Source organism: Aneurinibacillus tyrosinisolvens, from assembly GCF_001015055.1.
Taxonomy (GTDB): Bacteria; Bacillota; Bacilli; order Aneurinibacillales; family Aneurinibacillaceae; genus Aneurinibacillus_A; species Aneurinibacillus_A tyrosinisolvens.
This window is the reverse complement of sequence record NZ_BBWZ01000015.1, coordinates 20,935-40,873: the sequence shown is the minus strand read 5'-3', so window position 1 is coordinate 40,873 and position 19,939 is coordinate 20,935. Positions and strand designations below refer to the sequence as shown.

General features: G+C 46.6%; 14 protein-coding genes, 1 pseudogene and 1 other annotated feature. Of the genes and pseudogenes, 6 read left to right on the top strand and 9 right to left on the bottom strand.

Going from position 1 to position 19,939, the window contains the following annotated elements; all coding sequences use genetic code 11:
- Positions 1 to 75: 75 nt before the first annotated feature.
- Positions 76 to 2,373, bottom strand: coding sequence for a sensor domain-containing diguanylate cyclase (locus MBEAL2_RS29305; RefSeq protein WP_052947730.1), 2,298 nt, complete (start codon positions 2,371 to 2,373; stop codon positions 76 to 78).
- A 45-nt stretch (positions 2,374 to 2,418) separates the two neighbouring features.
- Positions 2,419 to 3,024, bottom strand: coding sequence for a histidine phosphatase family protein (locus MBEAL2_RS14715; RefSeq protein WP_047153032.1), 606 nt, complete (start codon positions 3,022 to 3,024; stop codon positions 2,419 to 2,421).
- A gap of 256 nt (positions 3,025 to 3,280) precedes the next feature.
- On the opposite strand from MBEAL2_RS14715, the gene MBEAL2_RS14710 reads away from it, so the two are divergent.
- Complete coding sequence (locus MBEAL2_RS14710) at positions 3,281 to 4,222, top strand: DMT family transporter (RefSeq protein WP_052947729.1); 942 nt, start codon at positions 3,281 to 3,283, stop codon at positions 4,220 to 4,222.
- Between the two features lie 238 nt (positions 4,223 to 4,460).
- Positions 4,461 to 5,057, top strand: a complete 597-nt coding sequence (gene rpsD / locus MBEAL2_RS14705) for a 30S ribosomal protein S4 (protein ID WP_047153031.1) — start codon at positions 4,461 to 4,463, stop codon at positions 5,055 to 5,057.
- Positions 5,058 to 5,123: 66 nt separating this feature from the next.
- Here the strand turns inward: rpsD and tyrS are convergent, their stop codons facing one another.
- Positions 5,124 to 6,386 (bottom strand): tyrosine--tRNA ligase, encoded by a 1,263-nt coding sequence (tyrS, locus tag MBEAL2_RS14700; protein ID WP_047153030.1) that lies wholly within the window; start codon positions 6,384 to 6,386, stop codon positions 5,124 to 5,126.
- Between the two features lie 76 nt (positions 6,387 to 6,462).
- Positions 6,463 to 6,695: a binding site (T-box leader), on the bottom strand.
- Positions 6,696 to 6,814: 119 nt separating this feature from the next.
- Here tyrS and MBEAL2_RS14690 point away from each other — a divergent pair.
- Positions 6,815 to 9,292 carry a transglycosylase domain-containing protein gene (locus MBEAL2_RS14690; protein ID WP_052947728.1) on the top strand — a complete coding sequence of 826 codons (2,478 nt, stop codon included), beginning with the start codon at positions 6,815 to 6,817 and terminating at the stop codon, positions 9,290 to 9,292.
- A 60-nt stretch (positions 9,293 to 9,352) separates the two neighbouring features.
- Here the strand turns inward: MBEAL2_RS14690 and acsA are convergent, their stop codons facing one another.
- On the bottom strand, positions 9,353 to 11,071 hold the full coding sequence (gene acsA, locus MBEAL2_RS14685; RefSeq protein WP_439644874.1) for an acetate--CoA ligase: 1,719 nt from the start codon (positions 11,069 to 11,071) through the stop codon (positions 9,353 to 9,355).
- Between the two features lie 222 nt (positions 11,072 to 11,293).
- On the opposite strand from acsA, the gene MBEAL2_RS14680 reads away from it, so the two are divergent.
- The 3 genes from MBEAL2_RS14680 (at position 11,294) to MBEAL2_RS14670 (ending at position 13,817) form a co-directional block, all read left to right on the top strand.
- Positions 11,294 to 11,926 (top strand): GNAT family N-acetyltransferase, encoded by a 633-nt coding sequence (locus MBEAL2_RS14680; protein ID WP_047153028.1) that lies wholly within the window; start codon positions 11,294 to 11,296, stop codon positions 11,924 to 11,926.
- 86 nt (positions 11,927 to 12,012) lie between these two features.
- Positions 12,013 to 12,663 (top strand): acetoin utilization AcuB family protein, encoded by a 651-nt coding sequence (locus MBEAL2_RS14675; RefSeq protein ID WP_369405505.1) that lies wholly within the window; start codon positions 12,013 to 12,015, stop codon positions 12,661 to 12,663.
- The gene (locus tag MBEAL2_RS14670; RefSeq protein WP_047153027.1) at positions 12,660 to 13,817 is read left to right on the top strand and encodes an acetoin utilization protein AcuC; all 1,158 of its coding nucleotides are present in this window, start codon (positions 12,660 to 12,662) and stop codon (positions 13,815 to 13,817) included. The genes MBEAL2_RS14675 and MBEAL2_RS14670 overlap by 4 nt, the downstream gene beginning before the upstream one ends.
- 196 nt (positions 13,818 to 14,013) lie before the next feature.
- Here the strand turns inward: MBEAL2_RS14670 and MBEAL2_RS14665 are convergent, their stop codons facing one another.
- The 5 genes and pseudogenes from MBEAL2_RS14665 to MBEAL2_RS14645 form a co-directional block, all read right to left on the bottom strand.
- On the bottom strand, positions 14,014 to 14,709 hold the full coding sequence (locus tag MBEAL2_RS14665; RefSeq protein WP_047153026.1) for a 5'-methylthioadenosine/adenosylhomocysteine nucleosidase: 696 nt from the start codon (positions 14,707 to 14,709) through the stop codon (positions 14,014 to 14,016).
- A gap of 16 nt (positions 14,710 to 14,725) precedes the next feature.
- Positions 14,726 to 15,755, bottom strand: a pseudogene (gene ccpA / locus MBEAL2_RS14660) (catabolite control protein A).
- 152 nt (positions 15,756 to 15,907) lie between these two features.
- On the bottom strand, positions 15,908 to 16,420 hold the full coding sequence (locus MBEAL2_RS14655) for a hypothetical protein (RefSeq protein WP_047153025.1): 513 nt from the start codon (positions 16,418 to 16,420) through the stop codon (positions 15,908 to 15,910).
- Positions 16,421 to 16,509: 89 nt separating this feature from the next.
- Entirely contained in the window at positions 16,510 to 18,801 is a 2,292-nt protein-coding gene (locus MBEAL2_RS14650) for an S-layer homology domain-containing protein (protein WP_047153024.1), read from the bottom strand.
- A 111-nt stretch (positions 18,802 to 18,912) separates the two neighbouring features.
- Complete coding sequence (locus tag MBEAL2_RS14645; protein WP_047153023.1) at positions 18,913 to 19,896, bottom strand: 2-hydroxyacid dehydrogenase; 984 nt, start codon at positions 19,894 to 19,896, stop codon at positions 18,913 to 18,915.
- Positions 19,897 to 19,939 lie beyond the last annotated feature (43 nt).

Below are 19,939 nucleotides of genomic sequence, written 5' to 3'. Positions count from 1 at the left end.
TTTGATGACTGAATAGTCACTCATTATAATTGAAAATAAAGAGGCTTCTTTACTATAGAAGCACTCTTTCCACACTTATGATTGTGAAGCGATAAAAACACGGTCTCTTCCGGCATGTTTCGCTTCGTATAGCGCCTCGTCCGCCAGCTGGAATACATGCTCAACACTGAGGCGTTCATCCTCTTTAAACCAGGTAGTCACTCCGCTGGAAATGGTAACCGGCGGCGTTGTTTGCTCCTTCACTTTAATGCGAACGCGCTCGGCAACTTCCTGCGCCATCTCCATGTTCACTCTTGGCAGGTAAATAACCATCTCTTCACCACCCCAGCGAGCCGCAATATCAGAAGGCCGAATCGAGGATTTAAGAATACCGGCCACCTGTATAAGGATATTATCTCCTATTTGGTGTCCGAAGTTGTCGTTTACCAATTTAAAGTGATCAATGTCCATCAAAATAATGGAGCCATAACCGTCCAATGCCTGCGACTCTGCCATTTTATCATAGAGATACTTGCGGTTATTAAGCCCTGTTAAATTATCAGTAATAACCATTCTCTCCACTTCGGCATGAAGGGAGGCGTTCGTCATGGCAACCCTAACATGCTGGGCGAGGATCTCGAGGCGCTTAAAATCATCAAACATGTAGAAATGAGGGCGTTTATCCATCAGCAGGATGGCTCCGTCAACATTCTCACCGTTCACAAGCGGCACAGCCATGAAAGAACGGTAAGCAAATGGCTCAAAGATTTGTTCCCCCTGGCATGTGTCGGCGATAAGAATCGATTCTCTGTTTGTAAGCAAATCCTTTAGCCTTCCATCCGCCTTGATTGACAAATTTATATGCTCATGGTTTGTAGCGGCCTGTATCGTAAATTCCTCGGTGCCTTTCGTCGGGTGAAGGATACAGCAGTATTGCGTCTTAAAAATCTCTGTTAACTTAAATGTAATGAAGGACAGCACATCATTCATTTTAATGCTTCGGTTCAACTGCTGGGTTATTTCATTAATAAGGAGCAATTCCTTAATCAAATTTTGCGATTGACGGTACAGCTGGGCATTCTCAAATGCATTCCCGGCTGTGTCGGCAAGCATTGTAATATATTCAACTTCGCGTTCATGCAGCGACAGAGGCCTATCCGTATATACCTCAAGCACACCGTATACCCCCTGCTTCCCCCTCAGTGGAGCTGCAAGCGTGAAGGTACGATTCCCTGTAGAATTAACCATAATCGTGCGGGCTTCCATAAAAGCCTGTGCACTCACATCGTAACCGGCAGCAGAGAAAGTAAACTGTTTTACAGGGAGGGTGCTGGAATAAGAGTCATGGGAAAGCCATAAATCCACCTGCATCTGCGGATACAGTTTTTTTACGTTATCGATAAAAGCGTGAAGAACTTCATCCACATCGATCGAGGAGTGAATTTTTTTAGTGATTTCGAACCACATGTTTCGCTTTTGTTCATCCCGCTGTGCCCGGAGCTGCATGCTTGAATTATGAATGGAAAGCCCCAAATCCTTTGTTAAACTGTAAATAAGATGTTGTTCCAACGGCGTGTAGGGGGAACCTGTCTCATTCAGAACAATAAGCAATCCGAGCGTTCTTTCCTTGTACTTAAGCGGAACGATTACATATTCGCCCGCAAATGAGGTGTCCTCTCCAAATAATTGGAGGTCGTCTGTTTCTCTGCCCGTCAGCAGCTCTTTCCCCGCCAAAGCTTCAAGGATGCTCTGGTATAACAGCCATTCTGAATTGCGGCTTATGCTTTCATTCCAGCAGTTAAGGCTGTTTTCACTTGAGGACCAGCATGGTGCCACAATGTCCTGTTCCTCATCAAAAATAACAGCCATGCAATCCCCTTTATTAATAATAGATGCAATACGGGTGACAATGGTTTCCATTACTTCATCGAGTTTCAGGCTTCGGTTTACTTCCAGAAGCAAATGGCTGACCTTCTCATTTTGATTCATTTTTAATGCTTGATAAATCCTGCACATAAATCCATTCATATAAGACAAGGCGGCCGCTTGCTCAACCTCATGGGGAAGCGCAATCCCCACGTATCCTAAAACGGTTTCGTGCTGGATAACCTGCATGCACAGGGTGTAATCGTTCTCTTGAGCCTGCCAGTGAACCTTCTGTCCGTGTTCGGGCTTGAGGCAGACCGGAGCAATGACAAATTCCGGGTCTCCTATTTCTACCGAAGTAAGCAACTTTCCCGATTCATCCATGGCAAAAATCCACCCGCAATCGGCAAGAAAAGAGTCAGGAGAAAAGCATTGTAAATCAGTTGAAAACGCCTCTTCAAGCCTATGTACAGACACATCATCCACCCCGGCCTGCCCCTCCTGATTATATAACCCGTAATTATTCAATGTTTCGCCTTCTTTCTATCCTCTACCATCCTGCTTGCTATTTATCTACTCCAAATGACTGTCATCATTCACTGTATGAAGCATCCATTTGCTATTCTCATATGTGGCGTAATTAATGGATGTATTGGTAAGCCGGGTTTTCCCCGTGCCGTGCTCTCCTCCACTCATATGATGAAGAACAGCGTTGATTAATCCCCCATGACTTACAATCAGAACGTGCTCGGCATCGCTATTTTCTGCAATTTCATGTAAGCACTGAACGCCGCGATGCTGCATTTCAGAAAATGTTTCGACTTTATATTTGCCCATATGGTCATTCCCCGGATCGAAATCAGGGAATTGGGCACGTACGGTCTCATAGTCTTCCCCTTCCCACAGGCCGTAGTGGCGTTCCCGAAGCCCAGGATAGACTTCAACTTGAATCCCCTTAGCATCGGCCAGGTATCGGGCAGTATGTATGGCTCTCTGTAAATCGCTGGAACACACAAGTGTAAAAGGGATTTCCTTTAATTTATCAGCCAGAAGCCTGGCCTGCCTTACTCCTTCATTGTTTAACGGAATATCGCTATGTCCCTGGATCCGCCGCTGAACGTTCCAATCCGTTTGGCCGTGGCGGACAAGATAAACATGTTTTTTATGATTATTTCTCATCAGGTAACCTGCCTATTTTTTCTAATTTAATTATACGGGATACTCATGAATGTTTCACGTACTATTTATATAAATTGCCAATTATTCTCTTTTAGGCATAGAGAGAAGTCCCGATCGGCACAAAACTGAATCTGGCTATTTAAAAATACCTTCTTATTATTGTACTATGTTTTTATATGTTTTTTATTAAAATTTGTTTGCCATCTTTGAATTTTCTTTGAATTCAGCTTTACTTTATGGAAAGAAGGAACCTGATTTGAACGCAGAAAAATTACTCACCGGCCGGTTTGGACTTATCGCTACGGCAACTTTTGTTTGTTTTTTGTGGGGAAGCGCATTCCCTTTTATCAAAATGAGCTATACGCTTCTCTCCATTCAAAAAAACGATACATATGCCCAAATTTTATTTGCTGGCTACCGCTTCTTTATTGCCTCGCTTATGCTCGCCGGATTTTTGTTCATTAAGGAGCGCCGCGCCTTCTTCGTTAGAGGTTCGCTTCCCGCCATCATCCAGGTCGGTTTTTTCCAGACGACCCTCCAGTATATTCTGTTCTACATTGGATTGGGATACAGTACAGGCATTCAAGGTTCGATTATTACCGGGTCCGGGACGTTCTTTTCCGTGCTGCTCGCCCATTACATGTATAAAAATGATCGCATGAACTGGCACAAAACAATCGGGCTCACTCTCGGCTTTTTCGGTGTCATCCTGGCGAGCAGCACAGCAGGTTCCTTTCATCTTGCTTTCGGCCTTGGGGAAATCGCACTCCTCATCGCTGCTTTCTCCAATTCGCTCGGAGGAATTTTAGCGAAAAACAAAGCGTCCACGTTAAATACGGTATATCTTACGTGCTATCAAATGCTGCTGGGCTCCCTCGTGCTCATCATCATCGGTGCAGCCGGAGCAGGGTGGGCCCCTTTTCATTTTAACGGAACATCTTTGCTGTATTTATTATACTTGTCCTTTCTTTCCGCAGCGGGCTTTGCCCTGTGGAACACGCTCCTAAAGTTCAATAAAGTTGGAAAGGTATCGATGTACTTTTTTCTTGTCCCGGTGTTCGGTGTGCTTCTATCCACGCTTCTCCTTGCTGAAACACTGCACTCCGTCGTTTTTATCTCCCTCTTTTTTGTTATAGGAGGAATCGTCATTGTAAACAGTGAAAAAGAGATCGTTGCTGTAAGCGCGGAAAAAAGTTGACTTTTGCTATACCGGATGTATAATATTATTTATGTGCTTTATGCAGGGTAGCAATGATTTTAGGTAAAAACGCCTGGTCACTTTCATTAGTTTCATCCCTTAAGGGCTGCGGCTGACTTCCCTTAACGGAGCATGCGGCGGAAACGCTACCGTCCGGAGAGCATGTAGAAAGTTACGGAACTAGCCAGGTGGAAGTAAACACCTAATTAATCTTATTTGTAAAGGGGAACGAATTAATATGGCACGTTATACTGGCCCACGCCACAAACTTGCTCGCCGTCTTGGAATTTCTTTAGACGGAACTGGCAAAGACATCAAACGTAATTTCCCACCGGGACAACACGGACATGGTCGCCGTAAAATGAGCGAATACGCGGTTCAATTGACTGAAAAGCAAAAACTTCGCCACATGTACGGAATGATGGAAAAACAATTCCGTAAAGTATTCGACGATGCAAGCAAAATGCCTGGCGTTGTTGGTGAAAACTTCATGAAATTGTTAGAGTCCCGTCTGGACAACCTTGTATACCGTCTTGGATTTGCCGCTAGTCGTCCAGCTGCACGCCAGCTGACAACACACGGCCACATTACGGTAAACGGCAAGAAAGTAGACATTCCTTCTTACCGTGTAAAACCAGGCGATGTTATCGGACTTCGTGAAAAAAGCCGTGGCTTTGATATCGTAAAAGATTCTATTGAAGCCCGCTCTTACCTTCCAAACTACTTGAGCTTTGATGATGCTAAAGTAGAAGGAACGTACACTCGTCTTCCTGACCGTGAAGAGCTTCCTGCGGAAATTAACGAAAAACTCATCGTTGAGTTCTACTCTCGTTAATCGATTTCTAAATAACACAAAAATCTCACCGTACAGTACGGTGAGATTTTTTTTATGCTATTGATGCTATTGAATTGTAACTTTGGCAAACTTCCTTTTACCTACCTGGATGATCATGCCGTCCTCTACAGCAATGCGGTCATCGACGGATTCTACCTTCGTTTCGTTAATTTTAACCGCTCCCTGCTGTACCATCCGGCGCGCTTCTCCGTTGGACGGCACAAGGTCAAGCTCAGATAAAAGCTTTACAATCCACATCTTTCCATCTTCAAGATCTGCAGCTGCAACAGTCTTTTCTGGTATATCCGCAGGCAGGGCGCGCTGCTGGAAGACGGTTTTGAAGTGGTTTTCCGCTTCCTGCGCCGCTTCTTCTCCCACATACATTTCTACAAACGTACGGGCCAGACGCATCTTCGCATCCCGCGGGTGAATCGTTCCATTCGCAAGACCACTCTTTAGCTTTTCCAGCTCCTCAAGTGAAATGCTTGTCGCAAGCTCGTAGTATTTCACCATTAGCTCATCGGGAATAGACATCGCCTTACCATAAATTTCATTCGGCGGCTCGCTGATTCCAATATAGTTGCCCAGGCTTTTGCTCATTTTCTGAACGCCGTCCAGCCCCTCGATAATCGGCATCGTAAGTGCACATTGCTGCGATAAGCCGTATTCTTTCTGCAGCTGGCGGCCCATAAGCAAATTAAACTTCTGGTCCGTCCCGCCAAGCTCTACGTCGCTCTCCAGCGCGACGGAATCATACCCCTGCATAAGCGGGTAGAAAAATTCGTGGATGCTGATCGGCTGGTTACTTGTATAACGCTTTTCAAAATCGTCTCGCTCAAGCATGCGGGCAACCGTTACTTTGGCTGCCAGCGTTACAACATCGGAGAAATTCATCGGGGCAAGCCAGGTGCTGTTGTAATTCACTTCGATTTTGTCTACATCGAGGATTTTAGCGAACTGCTCGATATACGTCCTGGCGTTCGCCTTTACTTCTTCTTCCGTGAGCTGTTTTCTTGTCTCGGACTTGCCTGTCGGGTCACCGATGCGGCCCGTAAAATCACCGATAACGAGCTGTACGGTATGGCCAAGCTGCTGGAACTGACGAAGCTTATGTAATACAACGGTGTGTCCAACATGAATGTCCGGCGCTGACGGATCGAGGCCAAGCTTAACCTTTAGCGGTTTACCGGTAACAACGGAGCGCTCAACTTTTTTCCTCATTTCCTCCTCCGGTACAATCTCCGCCACACCGCGGCGAATAACTTCCATCTGCCGCTCAACCTCAAGCTTCTGCTCATCTGTGAGCTTATTTCCTTTTTCTTCACTCATCTTTTGAATCCCACCTTTACGTATAATAGTAAATAAAAGAACATGCTTTCTTTAGCCAAAAAAAACCCGTCCCTATAAAAGGGACGAGTTCGCTCGCGGTACCACCCTCATTAAGGACATATTGTCCTTCACTTGAGAAAATAACGGCAGGCTGGCCGCCAACCGCCCTATTCCCCAAAAAAGCAGGGAAAGAACAGGGATTCACTCCAGCGCTGTACTTCACTTTCCGCCCGGGCCGGTTTTCAGCTGCCACCGACTCTCTGCCACTCCGGATATGGATCGCTACTCGCTCGCCTTCTCTGTGAATAATAAAATATTTAGGCTCATGTTATTTCAATAATAACTAAAAATAATGTTAAGATGCAACATTTATCCTAACAAAACGTCTTTATGATATAATGTTGCTGTTATTTGTAAGGGGGAATTATATGGATCATAAAAACGATTCATCGAATCGGCCGAATACATCCGTAAAGAAAAGAAACATATGGCGCACTCTTCTTGTTATTTTCCAAATGTCTGCTATTTTATTCTTTATGGGTGTATTTTTTGCCGGAGGCGTTGCGGGAGGATATGTAGCTTCCCTCGTAAAAGATGACCCGGTAAGAAGCTATAATGAGATCAATAAAGAGTTATCCAGCAATAATCTCACTGGCTTTGCCTACTTTAGGGACAAAACACTGATCGGACAGCTTCAGACGACAGAAGACAGGCGGCTTGTCACACACAAAGAAGTATCGCCCTATTTTATTGACGCTGTTATTTCAACTGAAGACAAGGAATTTTATCAGCACCGCGGCGTCGTGCCCACAGCTATCGCCCGTGCCGGAATCCAGCAGATTACAGGATCTGCCGTACAAACTGGTGGAAGCACGCTGACGCAGCAGCTCGTTAAACAGACGTTTTTAACACGCGCCCAGACGATGGAACGAAAGTTCAGGGAAATCTTTCTTGCGATGCGTGTTGAGCGTATGTTCTCTAAAGATCAAATTCTGGATGCGTATATTAATAAAATGTACTTCGGGAAGAGCGCAAGCGGCTCAAATGTGTACGGCATTCAGGCTGCTGCCAAGGGAATTTTCGAGGTAGACGCAAAAGATTTAAATATTCCCCAGTCAGCCTATCTGGCGGGAATGCTCCAGGCACCGTATAATTACATACCCTTTAAAGCGTACCAGAAAAACGGATTAAAGGCGGGTTTGAAGCGGCAGAAGCTTGTTCTCACCCGGATGCTCGAAAACGGAAAAATAACAAGCAGCCAATATAATGAGGCTCTCTCCTACAATATTGAGGGCCACCTTGCCCAACAACGAAGCATAAAAGCATACGAAAATTATCCTTATTTAACAATGGAAATTGAAAAGCGGGCAGCAGAAGTGCTTGTTAACCAGGACATTGAAAAAAATCCCGACTTGAAAACGAAAAACTTTAATCAGCTGGTAGAGGAAAGACGGATGGACATCCGCCAGGGCGGCTATCATATCTATACGACGATTGACAAAAAAATTTATGAGAAGATGAGAGAAATCGCCTCCAATGCGAACAACTTCGGACCGGAGAAAAAACCAATTAACGGAAAAAAAATGCCGGAGCAAATCGGAGCAGCTTTAATCAATAACAAAACCGGTGCGATTATTAGTATGATTGAAGGGCGTGGTTTCAACATAGAGAAAATGTCGCACGCCACGGCTCCGAGACAGCCCGGTTCAACAATGAAGCCGATTGCTGTATATGCCCCGGCCATTGAACGCGGAATTATTTCTCCGGGCACTACGGTTGTCGATGAAGAAACAGAATTCCCTGGCTACGACAAGCCGCCGAAGAACTACGGAGAGAAATTCAGGGGGCCGATGACAGTAAGGGATGCTCTCCGGTCTTCCACGAACATTCCTGCGCTCAAAGTATATTTTGAGACCGGCGTTCCTGAATCCCTTTCCTATGTTAAAAAGATGGGCGTTACATCGCTTGACCCTGTAAGGGATACGGGACTCGCAACGGGTCTTGGCGGTTTAACAACGGGGATATCGGTAGAAGAATTGACGAACGCATATGGAACGTTCGCTAACTCTGGAAATTTCACAGACGCTTATTTGATTGAACGGATTGAAAACAGCGACCATGAAGAAGTGTATCATCACGAGGTTAAGCCTGTACGCGTGTTTAAGCCATCTACCGCATGGCTTGTCACCGATATGCTCCGTGATGTTATACGTGCAGGAACAGCTACGAAGGTACGAAAATACACATCAGGCAGAGATGTTGCAGGAAAAACAGGGACGACAAACAGCAATATGGATAAATGGTTTGTAGGGTACACTCCTGATGTCTCCCTCGGTGTGTGGATCGGATACGATAAGAAGTATGAGGTTAACGAAAGCTCCTTTACACGGGCGCAATTGTTATGGGGAAAAATCTTTACCTCGGCTATCAAAATCGACCCTTCCATCTCGCCTGCGGGAAACCAGATGGCCATGCCTCCGGGAACTTCCCTTCGCACGGTTTACAATGAAAACCTGGCGAAGTCGACGAATCCGTCGTCCTACTCCAGCTATGGCACAAAAGGCCAGGGGAAAACGGGAAGCTCAACAAACAACCAGGCAGACCAAACTCCGCTTGATTCGTCAAATGGGTCGAAGAAGTCTGATAGTGGCAAAAACCAGAATACGGATCAGCAATCCGGACAGCAGACGGATCAGAGTCATAACGGCCAGGGAAAAACACCGGATCAACAACCTGGACAGCAGACTGACACACAAAGCAGCCCCGATCACCCGGCCAAGCCTGATCAGTCGAGCAACCCTAGCCAATCGGGCAAGCCTGATCACTCAACCAAATCAGACAACAAGCAATCAGGCAAACAAACGGATAGGCACAGTAAAAAGAAAACAGATCAAACACAGCAATAGTATTAACACAAAGAAAGAGAGGCGGGTACGTAAACCGCCTCTCTTTTCTTATTCCCCTGCTTAGTCTTCCATCGTTGACAGGTCACCGGTTGGCAATCCGAGTTCCCATGCTTTAAGTACCCGGCGCATAATCTTACCGGAGCGTGTCTTCGGCAGCTTGTCTCTTACCTCGATTTCACGCGGTGCAGCATGCGCAGCCAGACCTACCTTTACAAACTGGCGAATATCTGCCAATAATTCTTCCGATTCCTCGTATCCGTCGCGCAGTGCGATAAAGGCTTTGATAATTTCACCACGTATCGGGTCGGGCTTTCCGATTACACCCGCCTCTGCTACCGCCGGGTGTTCAACAAGCTTGCTCTCTACTTCAAACGGACCTACGCGCTCACCGGCCGTCATGATTACATCGTCTACACGGCCCTGGAACCAGAAATAGCCTTCCTCATCCATATAGGCGGAGTCACCTGATACATACCAGCCTTCCAGGCGGAAGTACTCCTCATACTTCGCAGGGTTGTTCCATACCCTTCTCATCATAGAAGGCCAGCCTGTTTTAATGGCCAGATTCCCCATGCGATTTGGCGGCAGCTCGTTCCCCTCATCGTCAATAATGGCAGCCACAACCCCAGGGAATGGTTTACCCATCGAACCCGGTTTAATTTCCATGGATGGATAATTGCAAATTAACTGGCCGCCGGTTTCCGTCATCCACCATGTATCATGGATACGCTTATCAAACACTTTCGCTCCCCAGTATACAACCTCAGGGTTAAGCGGCTCCCCGACACTTAGCACATGGCGGAGGGCTGACAGGTCATACTGTTTCACAACCTCGTCCCCTGCTCCCATCAGCATGCGGAAAGCGGTTGGTGCGCTATACCATACTGTTACTTTGTATTTCTCAAGGGTGGAATACCAGTCCTGCGGGCTAAAACGTCCCCCTCGGATCACATTGGTCGCTCCATTGAGCCACGGACCGAAGATTCCATATGATGTTCCTGTAACCCAGCCCGGATCGGCTGTGCACCAGTAAACGTCGTTGTCCTGCAAATCCAGAACCCACTTGGCCGTCTGATAATGCTGGATCATGGCATTATGAACGTGGAGCACTCCCTTCGGTTTTCCAGTCGAACCGGATGTATAATGAAGGATTAACCCATCCTCCCGGTCTACCCACTCGATTTCAAACTCAAGGGAAGCCTTGTCCATTTCCTGCTCATAGCTGACTTGTCCTTCAGGAAGCTTATCCTCCGCCCCAACTACAATAACGTGCTTAAGGGCAGGCAATTCGGCTACCGGAACCCGGGACAACAGGGCCGGCGTTGTAATAATCGCAGTTGCTTCACTGTCTTCCAGGCGATCCCGGACCGCCCCTTCCATGAAGGCTTCGAATAGGGGGCCGACAATGGCTCCCACTTTAATTGCTCCCAGAACGCTTACATATAGCTCAGGTGTGCGCGGCATGAATACAAAAACACGGTCCCCTTTTGCAATTCCAAGGCTGCGCAAAACATTGCCAAACTTATCGGATAACGCTTTCATTTGTGTGAATGTATACTGTTCTTCCCGAATCGCATCACTGTAATACAGGGCTACTTTATTTTCACGTGGAGTTCCGATGTGCCGGTCAATGGCTTCATAAGCTAGATTTACTTTACCGGTCTCATACCAGGTAAACTGCTTTTCTGCATCTTCCCATCTGAAGTTTTTGTATGCTTCTTCATATGCGGGCATATTATATCCACTACCTACTACGGGAAGTATCTTCTTGTCCATCATTTCTTTCATACGATCAAACTCCTCTCCCTATATTATGGTTTAATTATTTTATTCTCTATCTACTTTGAAAACCCTTTCGTAATTTTTATTATATCAAATTATCTGTATTTTAAGCAATTTATTCGTTCACATCATTTTCGGAATCATTGAAATGATTATCGTGTATAATTGATAGAGAATTTTGTATTTTGGACTGTATGCCAGACAGGGTGTGAATTTATAATGGAATATAATAAAGCGTTTTATCAGCAAGAAAAAGCAACTTCATCCGGAACATTGCTCATTTATGGCCCGGCTGCTGCCGAAACGATCGCTTCTTTAAAAATGGACGAAGGATTAACCGCCTTCCGAAGGCCTCATGAACAGCAGAAAGCGCTGGTTGAAATCGCCGGCCTGCCGGAAGGCCGCATTATCGTCGCTGTACACGAAGATACGATCATCGGCTACGTAACCTTTCTATACCCCGATCCGATGGAACGCTGGTCGCAATCCGGCATGGATAACCTCATCGAACTGGGCGCAATTGAGGTGAGCAGCCACTTCCGCCACCAGCATGTCGGCGAAGATATGCTGGCCGTTGCTTTTCTTGACGATGCCATGGAAGACTATATTGTGTTTACAACGGAATATTACTGGCACTGGGATTTAAAAGGTACGGGTCTTACCGTTTGGGAATACCGGAAGATTATGGAGAAGGTGATGGCATCTGCCGGTCTTGAATGGTTTGCTACTGACGATCCGGAAATCTGTTCTCATCCTGCCAATTGTATGATGGCACGCATAGGAAAGCGGGTATCGCTTGATTCCATTCAGGCATTTGACCGCATTCGCTTTCAAAACAGATATATGTACTAGCCTTTTTACCTTTTTGCCGAAAATCATTTACTACTTTGAAAGCGAACGAAATAGAATGATAAATAACTAATGCAGGGGGAGGCCATATGATGCTTGTTGAGGATATAATGAAGAAGGATGTTATAACGATCGATTCAAATGATTCGCTGCGCCTGGCTCTTCTGAAGGTTCACCAGAACCGGATTCGCCACATCCCGATTATTGAACAGGGAAAACTGGTTGGAATTATTTCCGATCGTGATATCCGCGACGCATGCCCTTCTATCATTAGTGCTTCCCATCCGGATGATGAAAAAGTAATGACCACACCTGTCTCCACGATTATGAGAAAGGATGTGATTACCGCTCATCCGCTTGATTTTGTCGAAGAGGCGGCTCTTGTATTGTATGAAAACCACATCGGATGCCTCCCTGTTGTCGTTGACGATACACTGGTAGGAATCCTTACCGAGACAGACATCCTCCACACTCTGGTAGAACTTATGGGCGTACACTATCCAAGCTCGCACATTGAAGTGGAGGTGGATGACCGGACAGGATTGCTCGCCGATGTTGCACAGCTTTTTAAGGAAACAAACTGCAACGTAACAAGTGTTCTTGTTTTCCCCGGCCAGCATACCGGAAAGAAAAACCTTGCTTTTCGAGTGCAGACCATTAATCCGCGCAAAGTAGTTTCCAAAATTGAAGAGGCCGGTTACCGCGTTGTATGGCCCAGGGAATCAGAGGGAGTACTATGAGTATTAAAACAGCCTTTATTTATAGTGAAGAATATTTGGATTATTTCTTTAACGATGATCATCCATTTAATCAGAAGCGGCTTGTTATGACCGTTGATTTGCTGCGCATGATGAACCTGCTGCAAGACAGCGATATTGTCGCTCCCCGATTAGCCACCAAGGAGGAGCTCGCCCTCGTCCATGATCGCCAGTATATTGAAGTTGTAGAGGCAGCAGGGCACGCAACAGAAGAATTGGCGGTTGCCGGAAGCTTCGGGCTTGGCACCGAGGACTGTCCTGTTTTTCCAAACATGCATGAAGCGACCGCCCTAACGGTGGGCGGAACGCTTCGAGCCGTCGAACTTGTCATGTCCGGCGAGTACCGCCATGCGTTAAATCTTGCCGGGGGATTGCACCACGGCTTTCGTGGACGAGCCTCCGGGTTCTGTATCTATAACGACTGTTCCGTAGCTGTCGCTTACTTGCGAAAGCATTACAATGCCAGAGTGCTGTACATCGACACGGATGCCCATCACGGGGACGGCGTGCAGTGGGCTTTTTATGACGATCCGAACGTGCTGACATTATCCTTTCATGAAACCGGGAAGTACCTGTTTCCTGGCACCGGAAATATTACTGAACGCGGGGATGGCCAGGGGTACGGATTGAGCGTAAATGTTCCGCTTGACGCATTTACTGAAGATGAATCGTGGCTGGAAGCCTACTACAATGTGCTTCCTACTGTCGCCCGCGGATTCAAACCGGATGTTATTGTTACACAGAACGGATGCGATGCCCATACATTCGACCCGCTAACCCACCTGTCGGCTAGCATGAAAATTTACCGGGAAATCCCGAGGCTGGCGCGCACGCTGGCGGACGAGCTATGTGAGGGCCGGCTTATCGCTACAGGGGGGGGAGGCTATGACATATGGCGGGTTGTTCCAAGGGCATGGAGCATCCTCTGGGCAGAGCTATCGGGGCGGCGCATCGTGGATAATCTCCCGCTCCCTTCCGAGTGGATTGAGAAGTACCAGCAGGAGAGCCCGGTGCAGCTGGCCCCAACGATTTTCGATCCTGAAGGCCTGTTTCCTCCGATTCCGCGGCGACAGGAAATTACAACAAAAAATAAGAACACAATTGAGAAAGCGCTTTTATATTGTCCGAAAGGATAAGAAAAAAGAAAGTTCATTCCACTTGCCTTTCCCTTCCGCGAGGAAGGAAGAACTGCCCTTCCTTTTTTCTGACGCTTCTGACCTTGCGGTCTTTTTTCTACTGCTTTTAATGCAGCATATAATTTCTCATCCAGGAACATAAAAGGCCCGGGGATTTTTCACCCGGGCTTTCCTGCTGTAGAAGCTATCTGCTCCTCTATTCAATATGTGCGATCATATTTTTCACAATTTCAAACGAACGCCGGGACGCCAGTTCAGTAAACTCGGCAAAGTTTACATGCGCAGATCCGTCCGCTTTATCAGACATCGAACGGATGACGACGAACGGAACTCCATTCATCGCACATACCTGGGCGACAGCAGCCCCCTCCATCTCCGTGCACGCCCCCTTCATCTCCTCATGAAGCTGCTGCACGAGAGCGCGGTCCGCGACAAACTGATCCCCTGACAAAATGCGGCCGGTTATTGTTTTTCCTTCCGCTGTCTGTTCGCTTGCTTTTACAGCCAGGCCAACAAGGCCCGGGTCTGCGGCAAATATGGAGATCTCGGAAAAAGGAATCGTCCCCTTTGCGAATCCAAGTGCGGTTACATCCATATCGTGCTGCTGGCAGTCCAGCGATACAACAACATCTCCGATTTCCAATTGGGGGTGCAGCGCACCTGCTACACCCGTAAAAATAACAGAATCAACCGCAAACGTATCAACAAGGATTTGGGTGCACACACTGGCGTTCACTTTTCCGACCCCGGATTTACAGAGAACAACCGGTTTTCCGTCCCATTGCCCTTCATAATATGTAATGCCGGCCTTCCGCACTTCACGCGCAAGTTCCATCCCATCCTTATACAGGGCGATTTCCTCATCCATTGCGCCAATAATTCCGATCTTCATATCCAATTTTCTCTCCTCAATCTATGTTCTGTGTTTCTTTATTTCTTACCTTCGTTGATTGCCGCTCCTCAATTCGGTGAGGAAGAATGACAATATGGTGCTCCACTTTTTTCGTTGTTCATATACTTCGTCAGAAGGCGCATAGCAACAGCGCCGATATCATACATCGGCTGAACGACAGTGGAAAGGCGAGGCCGCACCATTTCAGCAAGCCGAATGTTATCAAACCCGACGACATCAATGTCATCCGGAACTTTTAAGCCGTTGTCCTGAATGCCATGGATAACCCCTACTGCCATTTCATCGCTGGCGGCAAAAATAGCGGTCGGCCGCTCCACGAGGGAGAGGAACTGTTTGACAGCCTCAATGCCTGATTCGTATTTAAAGTTTCCGTTATACACGTAACTGTCTTTGAAAGGCAGCCCGGCTTCCTCAAGCGCACGCTTATACCCTTCAAAACGCCGCATGCCCGTCAGCGGATCGACAAGCGGGCCTGTTACCATTGCAATCCGTGTATGCCCGGCTTCGATTAAAAACCGGGTAGCATCATACCCTGCCTCGAAGTGACTAATATCCACCGAAGGAAGCTGTCCGGTCGGATCCTTTGTACCCGCAAGCACAATCGGTACGGCAGCCGTTGTGAATACCTGCATATGGTTTTCGGTGATTTCGCGGCCCATAAATATAATTCCATCTACCTGCTTCTCCAGCAGCGTATTCGTAAGATGAAGCTCGCGTTCAATCCGTTCATCGGAATCGCACAAAATGATGTTGTATTTATACATGCTGGCGATATCATCAATCCCCCGGGCCAGTTCAGCAAAGAACGGGCTTGCAATGTCCGGAATAATGACACCGACCGTTGTGGTTCTCTTGCTGGCGAGCCCTCTCGCAACGGCATTTGGCCTGTATCCGAGCTGTTCGATTGCTGCCAACACCTTTTTTCTTGTTGACGGTTTCACATTCGGATTTCCGTTGACTACACGGGAAACCGTAGCCATGGAAACACCGGCTTCTCTTGCTACATCATAAATAGTCACTGGCACTAGTAACTCCTCCTAAGACATTTTTACAAATTATGGTTTTCAATCGTTTTCATAATTTTTCATTTATCATAATACAAATGAGATAATCGTGCAATCGTATTCATCTTTCTTTAATAAAAGAAAAAGGTGAAGAAACAAAAAGCTCGGTTTCTTCACCTTTCCGGGGTAACGACTTTGTGGGCAACAAGCCAGCGGCTGCTATCCGCTTTTTTCGTAAGCCTATACTCGATGCGGTACCTCTCTCCCCCTTCAACTTGCCCCAAACACTCAACAATGGCTGTATTTTTAAGGTAAGAAGTAACGCGCACCTCTGGTTTTTTCATCGTTAGAATGCTTATCTGATGAAAATAAGGGTGGATAGCGAGCCCCCTGCCCGGTATGGAATGGTTAAAATCACTCGTTTCATGTGCAAGCTGGGTGGCCAGCGAGGCACTCCACATCTGTGCATAATAGTCATACAGTTGCTTTTTACTTATGAAATCGGAAAAAACATAGACCCTTCGGCCCTTGGCCGTCTCATGCTTTGTGGATGAAACAGCCTCCTGAACCATGCGCTCCGCTGTTTGAACGGTTGTAACCAGCTCATTGCGCTGGGCTGTCGTTATCGTAAGCGTGCCGGAAATGAATACTATAGCCAGCAAGGCTTTTATGCTCCATGGCTCCATATGTGTCACCCTATCCTTGTTCCTGTATGATTAGGGTGTACTCGAACAGAGCAATTATGCACATGAGGCGGCAGGCGGCCTTCTGTCCATTATTCCCCTGCTCTTATACCAAGTTCTTCTTTCGTTTTAATATAGTGATAAATCGCAACGGCGGCCTCCGCCTTCGTTATTTGCTGTTCGGGCAGGAACTCATTATTTTTGTTTCCTGTCACGATATGAAGGCGGCTGATAAGCCCGACCTCCCCCTTTCTTTTAATCGCTGCTGCATCTTTGAACGGCAACTCAAACAAGTCTCCTCGACTTGCCAGCTTGTCATAGCCAAGCGCCCGTATGAGCAGGACGGAGAGAAATTCCCGGGTAGCGGGTGCATCTGGTTTAAATTCTTTGCTGTTCTGTTCGAGAATGCGCTGTTGTGCGGCCCACTGAACAGCACTGTAGTAATCTTTATCGTCAGCTACGTCCACGAAGGCCGGCTTCTGTTCCGGACCGTAGTATCCAGGCATGTTTCCGCTTGCAGTCTGGAACAATTGAATCAGCTCTGCCCGGGTGAGTTTCTGATCAGGGTTTACTTTTCCGTCTTTGACTTCAAGCAAGTTGTTCGCAATTAATTCCTCCAGCTCTTTTCTTGCCCAGTGATTAGCAATGTCACCCGCGGGTTTATCCTTGTCGTTATTTACAACTCTAGGTCCATACTGGTTCCACTCGCCTGTTTTTGCGTTGAGATAGCTCGGTTCGCCAAATGGGCTCTTCCCGTTATCGAACGAAGCAGCATAAACAAGCTTGCTGTCCTTTGTCTTTTGTCCCGCCCTGTTTCCATCGAAGTACGGCGGGAACGTAGAATACTGCAATTTTGTTTTTAGAACGCTAAGGTACTTCTTTTTCGCCGTCTCTTCAGAAATAACATTGGCAATCGGAGGCATCTCTACATTGGACCAGTTCAAATTATAATTTGTGACTTGTCCGGTGTCCGCGTCAATCGTTAAATTAACACCTTCATTTATTACCCGGGTCCCCTTCTCCACTCTCGGGAAGTACACATCGTACCCAAGCAGTTTTGTTTCGTCTCCCTGGTATAAACTTGGGGTAATTTGTGCGCCAAGCAGTTTACCGAGCCGGGCCGGCACCGTTTTCTTAACGAACGCTTCCGCTTTTTCCCTCGCCTGATCCTGTGTAATGTTCACCTTAATCGCCTGGGGATCACGCATTTTCCGCTCAAACCCGGCGTTCGAGTTATAGCCGATAATTTCTCCTGTATCGGCGTCAACCATTGCGCTCTTGCTTTCATCCCTCTTGTCCTTGTTCTCCCAGAAGATATCCCAAACCCTTCGTTTGTTAGGGAAGGCATCCTCACGGTAGCTTTTCTGCCTGATTTCCATGCCAGCTTCGATCGGGATGACTTCTTTCACTCGATTAATGGCTTCCGCCTCACCGTAATTAAGCGTATTTGGAACGGTTTCCTCTTTATCCGATAGCGGTTTTCTTCCTTCTTTAGCTGCGTCTACATTTTTACCTGTAAGAAAGTTAACCTGTTTTCCGCTTTTCGCGTCAATTGTAATTGGATTTGCGTTAAAATAAGGCAGCAGTGGTCCTTCCGGTATGTATACAATATCTGCTTTGCTTTTGGTCCCCGAACCATATAGATTCGGAATGTAGCAAATTTCCATCCGCAGGGATTCACTAATGGCTTTGCTAATTTCCTGCTGGCTCTTTATGCCGTTTTTATTATCGAAGGCAAACTCATTCCACATAAAATCGACCCCGCGCAGGTTTCCCTTCTTGTCATAATTCATGCGGATCCCTTGTTCGGCGACAGGAACTCCATCCTTGTGCCTCTGGAAAAAGAGCATGTTATTCACATACGGAGAACTGCTTCTCTTCTTCAAGTTTTCCAGGCTGTCTTTGTCCAACTGCACCTGCCCTGCATAAGCCGGGTAAAATCGCTGAATTAACTCGTTCGCGTCCTTTACCATCTGCTCATCGTTGATTTTCCCGGGAAAACCCGCACTCTGCTCAGCTTCCCTCGACCAGGACCACATGTTTAAAACGGTTCCTTCCTGCGCATCGATTGTAACCGTAATGTCTCCGAAATCAGGGGCCTGCCTGTTCCAGCCAATGCGCCATATAGCCCGTCCCATGTATACGTCATTTTCCAGTGCTACCTGTGTGTTGCTGTAGCCTTCTGGCACATTTACAAAGCTTTTGGCAATCGAGATTGCTTTTTCGCGGGAAATCTTAGACACAGTGGCCTTATTTTCCGCTGCCGCTGCCAGTGCCGCCGGCGTAGCCTCTGCTGCGAACACGTTGTACGGGACAGCTTCCCCTGCGAGTATACATGCTGCAAGTACAGTGGTGCATGCAATTTTTTCTGCTTTTTTCTTCACTTCCCTTACCCCTCTCATACGTTTTCTTTCTGTTAAAACGCTTGTACTATACTATATGCTTAAATATTAAGAATATATTAACATTTTTATTTTATACTGGAAATAAATACATCAAAACTTCTTCTGCCATGCTTCGGGGTTTAGCAGGCATGAAGGCCGCTCTTCGTTTAAACCTTGAACAAGGTTTTCAGAAGCTAGCATCGCCATCTTAAAGCGAGTTTCTCCAGTAGCCGAACCGATATGGGGCAGCGTCACGACTCTATCCAATTGCAGAAGCTCGTTGTCAGGATGTATCGGCTCTTTTTCATACACATCCAGTCCGGCAGCCAGTATCACCCGGTTTTTTAGCGCCTCTATCAAAGCATGCTCATCCACCGTTCCCCCTCGTGAGGCATTAATGAAAACAGCCGATTTTTTCATGAGGTTAAACTCCCTGCTCCCTATCAATCCTTTCGTTTCAGGTGACAGCGGAGTCAGAAGGCAAACAAAATCCGATTGTTTTAGCAGCTCGTCGAGACTGCTGTATGTCGCCATGTATTTTTCTTCCGCTTCCTTATTTCTTGTACGGTTATGATAGAGGATTTTCATATCAAAGCCGCAATGTGCTCTTTTTGCGACAGCTGTACCGATGCGGCCCATCCCAATAATTCCAAGCACTTTATGGTGTACGTCCACCCCGAACCTTTCTTCCTCTATCATTTTGTTCCATTTTCCTTCTCTAACATAATTATGCAGCTCCGATATTCTCCTAGCGCTTGCTAATAACAATCCGAAAACAGTATCCGCGGTCGTATCTGTTAAAACATCGGGAGTATTCGTGGCCATAATCCCGCGTTTTGTCATTTCGGCAATATCAAAGTTGTCGTAACCTACCGAAGCATTGCATACGATTTTTAAACGCGGCGCCTGTTCAAGCAACTCCTTGTTTATCTTAAGACCGGAGCCAAGTAAGCCATCCGTTCCTTTCAATTTTTCAAAAAAGTGGGGAGAAGACAAATCTTCCTCCCTTTCGTAATACGTAACATTGCATGTTTCCTTGATAAGATCGAGTATTTCTTCCGGAATTTTCTTGTATACGATAACATTATGCTTCATCGCCCAATCTCCTTTTTCATATAAAGATATAAAAAGGGCGTCC